The sequence below is a fragment of the Paenibacillus chondroitinus NBRC 15376 genome (assembly GCF_004000765.1).
Taxonomy (GTDB): Bacteria; Bacillota; Bacilli; order Paenibacillales; family NBRC-103111; genus Paenibacillus_E; species Paenibacillus_E chondroitinus.
This window is the reverse complement of sequence record NZ_BILW01000062.1, coordinates 21291-28034: the sequence shown is the minus strand read 5'-3', so window position 1 is coordinate 28034 and position 6744 is coordinate 21291. Positions and strand designations below refer to the sequence as shown.

Genomic DNA, 6744 nt, shown 5'->3' with positions numbered 1-6744 from the left:
CATTTAAACCGCTTACAATTCACCTTTTGCAACAAATGGTTGTATGATGTGCAACGAAAGACCGAAATCGCAGTCTGACCACACCATTACGTTGTATGTAATGCAACGTAGCCCTTCAACTTTGCTGCACAGCCGTCTTTACAACGAAAAATTTTTGTTTGAGTAGATTCGATTCCATACTTAGATTTTAACAAAAAAAATAAATTAAGGTTAAGCTTTCGCTCAACCCAAAACATATAAATTATCTTTTAAAAAATCAAATTTCATCAAACGTTACTTTGGTTCCTGTGCGTGCTGATAAATACAAACCTTCAAGTAGAATGGCAAGTGCGATGCCTTCCTGCGTTCCGTTCAGAGCCGGGTACACTTCGCCATCCATGGCCTTGATCCAGCGGTGAATGGAGGGTTCCCCCGGCATAGGCGGAAGTAAACTCATTGGATTCGGGTGCGTCTGCTGCTCCTGGGTAAACAAATGCACCGTCACGTCTTCCTGCTTCAGCAGCTTGTGATGAACCCCGTTCATGCCGTTTGCACGGAAGCTGCCCCTTGTGCCGTACATTTCCATAGAAAACGGCGAATTGTTGGCGACATGGCTCGTATCGCAGATGGCGATTGTGCCGTTTTCGAATTCGAAGATGCTGGCTGCATTATCTTCACCTATGGTCTCCGTACGGCGAGTCCCAATCGCCGTCACCGCGAGCGGCATGCCCAGCAGCCACAGCATCAAATACAGGCAATGCGCGCCAAGATCGGCAAATACACCATAGGTGCTTTGTCGGAATTGAGGCGGCCATTGCTGGCCAAGCCCTCCGAGCGCCCCAGAGTGGGCGTTGCGCACCCTCAAACTGGTGACCGATCCGATTCTGCCGGACTCCAGCACTTGCTTGGCAGCCAGATGAATCGGCCAACGCTTGAGAGACATGTCGAGGGCAAAAATAATGCCCGCCTTCTCAATGGCTTCCTTCGCGATCAGCGCCTCTTTCCTTGACATCGCGAGCACTTGATCGGCCATCACATGCTTGCCGGCCTGAGCCGCTTTGATAATTAGCGAAGCTGCTAGTTCCGGCGCCGTGTCGATAACAACGCCATCCAGGTCTGGCCGAGCTAACAATGCTTCCAAATCGGGTTCGAATGGAACGCCGAATTCCTCCGCATATTTTTTTCCGCGATACGCCTCGTCATCCCATACTGCTACAATCTCAACATCAGGCAAATCAGCCAGCTCTCTGACAAAGCTTTGGGCATGGAAATGATTCCAGCAGCTTAGCAGGCATACTTTTCTTTTCATCCTAGACCCTCCATTTTTCCCAACCCCCATGTTTCTGCTAAAGCATTAGACACTCACAGCAATCATCGCCGCTATTCCTACGATAATACCCACCCATCCTATCGAAGACAGATGTTCCTTGTATAAAAACCGGGAAACGACAACAAGACCGATGATGATACCTCCATTAACTGTAGGAAATAAGTAGGATCCGGGGAGCTTACCCGAAAGCCACACGACGATCCAATTGCCGATCCCGGTCGTTAAAGCAAGTCCTACGATAGAGGGCCAATATTTTACGAAGGTTGCAAGGTTTTGCAATATCATCTTGGCACCAGGCTCGTTGGTTGCCAACTTATTTTTACGGCCAATTCGAGATAAAATAACTGAGCCAATTAAACAGAACAGGCAACCCGCCAAGAAAGCTATCGTCATAAAAACGGAAGTTTCATCTCGCTCCCTCATCGTTTGCTGGAGTTTGGAGAGTACGGAAAGATTACCGTTCAGCAGAAAGGATAACCCTGCGTACCCATACCATTGCCTTGTGATTCGCTTGGTTTTCTGTTTTTTTCCATAGACAAGAATGAAATAGAAGGAAACCATAAACAGTCCGACACCAAGCCATTTCATAAACCCGAAGCTTTCCTGCCAAAATAAAGCGCTAGCCGCAACAGGCAGCAGCATACTGGCAGAAAAGCAAAAAGAAGTCGTCGAAAGCGGACCTGTGCGGATCGCGAGCGAATACACAGTCATTGTCAAGGCAAAATCTGCGCCATAAACAATAGCAATCCAAAAGGTGGATAAGCTTACCGTGGATGGCCATGCCGTTAGCATTGTCCAAGTCATAAATCCGACCGCGATCATTAACATGTAGGAAGCATGAAGGAGCAAAGGCTCTCCCTGATGCTCCCCTGCCTTCTTGAACTGTTTCAAACAAAGCGACTGCACCACAAACAATGCCGCAGCAACATACGGCACTACCAACAGCAAAGAGCATCCTCCTTCATCATTAGCGCAATCCAAGCTCGCTCAAGGTTGTTCGCAGATAATGGCCGGCGAAACTTAAACGCTCGTCACGCTGCTCGGCATACGCCGGTTGCTCGTAAATGGCTGGATGTGGAAGACTTCCTTCCGCTACGCGTTGTTCACATATCCGGGCTAATCTGACCAACTCGGCGATGTCCCCCAGACTCATATCCGGATGGCTGTTCCGCCACTGCTCAACGAAAATGTCGATATTCATGTAACCCTTGTGATCTTCAATCTGCATATGAAGATCAGGTTGAAACGGGGCGATGATCGAGAATATTTGGCGATAATCGACGATGCCCTGCCCGACCGGCTTGACCTGACGGATAAGTCCGGTGTCCGAGAAGAACATAATGCAATCCTTGGCATGCATCTGATGAATGTAAGGCGCGGTTCGCGTCGCTACCGCGACCGGATCCTCACCGCGGGCGAACACATTCGCGGTATCGAATGCGACGCCGAGAACATCGTCGCCGACCTCTTCAATCAATCGGACGATTTCATGCGAGGTAATCTCCTCGTGCGTTTCCAGATTGATCCGGGTGCCTGTGTCGAGCAGCACAGGCTTAAGGCTTTTCAGGAAATTGGCTGTGGCGCGAAGCTGCTCCTCCCAAGTAACATCTGTGCGGAATCGATCATATACATGGTAGCCCTTATGCTCGCCTTTCCAACCGGCTGTGACCCCAATCAACTCTTTAGCCCCTATGCTAGCTGCTGCGTAGAGCATCTTCTCTACAGCCAGCTTGTAATCGCCGCCGCCTAGCTGCCACACCTCCGGGGTTTCATTGGTATTGAACGGGTTAACGCGCCCTATGCCCAGATCAATGTATAATCCGAGTTCCTTAGCGGTATCGGCTGCTTCTTTAAGTTCCACAGGATCAAGCGTTTTGGAGGCTACCATTGGGGACTTGCCGTATACGCCGTCATACCCTTCTTGTTTCGCCTTCTCAAGCGCCACGGTGAACGGAACTTCTTCCTGAAGAAAGCCGTGATGCAGATCGATTCCAATCTTCATAGCCATATTTACACCTCTATTTTTCCAATCTGTCTAATGGGTTAAATGAGATATTCATTTCCATCATCCCAGCATCGGGAACCACTTCTTGAGCTCTTCGTCATCTACTTTTCGGCCGTAATTGGCGATTTCAAATGGCTCGGCGTAAGTAATTTTCGCGGCTCTTTCCGCTCCATACCATTTCTCCAATCCCGCCCTCATCTCATCAGAGACATAGAAAAACGGCGCCCAATATTTCAGCAGGTATTCCCGCTTCTCTTCCCAGGTCTGAGGTACTTCGCGGTCCTCATTTTTGCCGCTGAATTCATAGAATTGAGAAGCATGTGCATCGCAAGCTAGCAGCTTCTTCTCCAGGACGGCTTCGATATCGATCACCACGTCCGCTTGATAGCGATCCTTCATGGAGTAATCCGGCATGAGCAGTACAACCGGCGTACGCTCCAAAGCCGGAACGTCGATTACCGCATTTTTAAGCGCCGAGAACGGAACGGCATCACTCACAACGTGTCCGGCGTACCGGTTATCGGGATGCGTGCCCCCAGCCGGATGGAACGTGATGACCACATCGGCTTGCCAACGTCGGATATGTCGAATGACCTCGTTGCGCGTAGTCACATCGGGAAATAATTCACCGTCATGCGTGCTCAGCACTTCGTATTCGACGATGCCCAGCCTCTTGGCTGCTTCATCCGCTTCCTTTTTCCTGCGTGTAACCAGCTCGGGTCCGGGTAACTCGTAATGACCGCCGCAGCCGTCAGTCAAAGAAAGAAATTTCACTTTGTGCCCCAAAGCGGCGAATAATGCCGCAGTACCGCCTGCATAAATATCCGGCTCATCGGGATGTGCCCCTATTACGATCACTCGAATCTCTTGTTTCATTGTCTTTTTCCACCTCTCCAAAATTCAGGTATTATTTCGCTATTATTTCGCTATTATTTCGCTAATGAATCGTTGTAGATTTTCTTTAGTTTCGTTACGCCGCGTGCGTCCATGTCCTTCACATAGTTGTTCCATTCCGTATCAATGTTGACTTTGTTATACACAAACTGCTCGTGCGTTTTGGCAAATAAATCGTTCACAGTCGTAACGAGCATGTTCTCCTCTTCCTTCTGCTCCGCCTTCAGCTTTGGTACCTTTGTGATGGCTGGGAACCAGTTTTTGGCCTTGGCTTCCTCGGTGAGTGTGCCAACTAACGGATTGTTTAACACCTTAATAAACCAGTCATACGGGTAAAGCATGGCATAATTGGTATTCGCAGCTCCGATATCCCATAGTGACTTCTGAATGCTGCTGCTATTTTTGACTGCGTCGCTGAAATCCTTTTTGCCATTCACTTCGACATAAGTCTGATCTTTGATTCCCCAAGTGAACGGGACGTTACCTTCATCGCTGTATAACCAATCCACGAACGCAAGGAGCTTGTCAAAATAAGGTTTTTTTGCTGCGCTGGCCGGAATGACGAGACCGTCTTTGATACGGGTCGTACTAGCCGCCTTGACCCCGCCCGGACCTGCGATCGGAGGTAATGGCGTCAGTTCGAAGTCGGGACCGACGTTCTTTTTCCCGTCCGCATTCAGCTGAGCAAGTTCACTAATCCAGGTGTACGTGAATGTGCTTTTGCCGGTCGCCATTTTCTGCTTCCAGGAATCCAGGCTCGACGTATACAACTCAGGATCGGCCAGTTTCTCGGTGATCAGCTTGTTCAGGTACTTCACATATTGCTTGTAATTGTCACTGGTATAGGCATAAGTGAACGAATTCGAAGCGCTGTCATACATGAACCCGTTATACGAAGGATCAATCCCCCAGGCAGCACCCGAGATACTCCGAAGGGTATTGGCACCTATCAAATTCGCCATCGGATAGCTTGCAGGGTCCTTCTCCTTGAATACCTTCAATACGCTATATAACTCATCCATCGTCTTCGGGACTTGCAAGCCGTATTTCTTGAGCAGGTCCGTACGGATAACAGGTGCCGTATTGTACAATGCCGCTTCGTTCATTTGCGGTAAAATATACAGCTTGCCGTCCTTCGTCTCCCAATTCTCAAGCTCATCGTCAATCTTGTATTCTTTCACTTTTTTTTGAAAATTCGGCAGCTTATCGAGATAGTCGTTGATGTTTAGCAATACACCGGTCTCGGCCACGCTCATCAGGCTGGGATGGTCCACGGAGCTGATCAAATCCGGCAGCGTGCCCGAGCTGGTCACAATTTTGAACTTATTGGCGTAATCCTTATCCGGTACCGCTTGCACATCTAACTTCACGTTCTTAAGCGTTTGCATTTGCTTGAGCGCAGGCCACTCTTTATTGAATGGATAAGCGGCGCTGTCGGAGTACATCATCGAGAAGGTGGTCGTTTTCTCTGAACTGTTTTCGCCACTCCCGTTAGTTCCCGCGTCCTTATTGGAGCTGGAACAAGCGGCTAAAGGTACGGTGATCACCATCAAAGCAGTGACGAATATAAACCCTCTTTTCATGGATCGTCTCATCGGATTTCCTCCTAAATGCTTTCTTCTGTGAAAGCTGGCAACTACATAATTCAAGCCCCTCTTACCATCAACCTTTAACCGCACCCAACATAACGCCTTGAGCAAAATGCTTCTGAGCAAAAGGAAACAGGACAACCACCGGCAGTGTTGTGACCATGATGGCCGCCGATTTTAAGGATGCCGCCGAAAGGCTCGTGACCTCGCTTTGGCCGCCATTGGACGCCAAATCTGCTCCAGCTACAATATTGCGCACGATCATCATGACGGGAAGCTTCTCCGTGCTGTTCAAATAAATCATTGCATTAAACCAATTATTCCAATAATAAATTGCGAGAAAAAGCGTGATAGCAGCTAACACCGGCTTGGACAGCGGAATGACGATGCGCCACAGAATCTGGATCGGATTCAAGCCATCGATCATGGCCGACTCTTCAAGGCTTTCGGGAATGGATTGGAAATACGTCATGACTAGCAGTAAATAATACGGTGTAATGCAGAAGGGCAGCACAATGGCCCAGATCGTATCGATCAAACCGAGACTTTTTACCACTAGATAAGTAGGTATCAAGCCTCCACTGAAAAACATAGTAAACATAATAAACAGAATGAAGAGCTTTCTGCCTTTCAAAAAGGTTTTGGATAATGGATATGCGCAAATCGTCAGCATAAACAATCCGATTGCCGTGCCAAGCCCCGTCTGAAGAAAGGAATTGTAGAAGCCTGACTTGATGCTCGGATGTTGAAAAATGCGGAAGTAAGCGTCCAGGTTAAAGCCTATAGGAAATAAACCCACTTTACCGCCTACAATTGCCCAGGATTCACTAAGTGAAATCGCTAATAAATTTAGAAACGGGATAATGATAGCTGCCAGAACGGCAAGCATGATAAGTGCATTCACCACTCTGAACAGTTGATAGCTCCAAGTTCGCCGATAGAGCATG

At 48.5% G+C, this 6744-nt stretch carries 6 protein-coding genes; all 6 read right to left on the bottom strand.

From position 1 onward, the window contains the following. Positions 1–256: 256 nt before the first annotated feature. The 6 genes from PCH02S_RS33060 to PCH02S_RS33035 all read right to left on the bottom strand — a co-directional run bounded on the left by PCH02S_RS33060 (position 257) and on the right by PCH02S_RS33035 (position 6743). Positions 257–1288 carry a Gfo/Idh/MocA family protein gene (locus PCH02S_RS33060; protein WP_164819827.1) on the bottom strand — a complete coding sequence of 344 codons (1032 nt, stop codon included), beginning with the start codon at positions 1286–1288 and terminating at the stop codon, positions 257–259. 45 nt (positions 1289–1333) lie between these two features. Next, positions 1334–2257, bottom strand: a complete 924-nt coding sequence (locus PCH02S_RS33055; RefSeq protein WP_127458357.1) for a hypothetical protein — start codon at positions 2255–2257, stop codon at positions 1334–1336. A 19-nt stretch (positions 2258–2276) separates the two neighbouring features. Continuing rightward, the gene (locus PCH02S_RS33050) at positions 2277–3317 is read right to left on the bottom strand and encodes a sugar phosphate isomerase/epimerase family protein (RefSeq protein ID WP_127458356.1); all 1041 of its coding nucleotides are present in this window, start codon (positions 3315–3317) and stop codon (positions 2277–2279) included. 57 nt (positions 3318–3374) lie between these two features. Continuing rightward, on the bottom strand, positions 3375–4190 hold the full coding sequence (locus PCH02S_RS33045) for a PIG-L deacetylase family protein (protein ID WP_127458355.1): 816 nt from the start codon (positions 4188–4190) through the stop codon (positions 3375–3377). 53 nt (positions 4191–4243) lie between these two features. Beyond that, positions 4244–5803, bottom strand: a complete 1560-nt coding sequence (locus tag PCH02S_RS33040) for an extracellular solute-binding protein (RefSeq protein WP_127458354.1) — start codon at positions 5801–5803, stop codon at positions 4244–4246. 67 nt (positions 5804–5870) lie between these two features. Further along, positions 5871–6743, bottom strand: coding sequence for a carbohydrate ABC transporter permease (locus PCH02S_RS33035; protein WP_127458353.1), 873 nt, complete (start codon positions 6741–6743; stop codon positions 5871–5873). Position 6744 lies beyond the last annotated feature (1 nt).

Bases quoted from the DNA above. Each gene is read 5' to 3' on its own strand.
- PCH02S_RS33060 (WP_164819827.1), bottom strand. From the start codon at position 1,288: ATGAAAAGAAAAGTATGCCTGCTAAGCTGCTGGAATCATTTCCATGCC.
- PCH02S_RS33050 (WP_127458356.1), bottom strand. From the start codon at position 3,317: ATGGCTATGAAGATTGGAATCGATCTGCATCACGGCTTTCTTCAGGAA.
- PCH02S_RS33045 (WP_127458355.1), bottom strand. From the start codon at position 4,190: ATGAAACAAGAGATTCGAGTGATCGTAATAGGGGCACATCCCGATGAG.
- PCH02S_RS33040 (WP_127458354.1), bottom strand. From the start codon at position 5,803: ATGAGACGATCCATGAAAAGAGGGTTTATATTCGTCACTGCTTTGATG.
- PCH02S_RS33035 (WP_127458353.1), bottom strand. From the start codon at position 6,743: ATGCTCTATCGGCGAACTTGGAGCTATCAACTGTTCAGAGTGGTGAAT.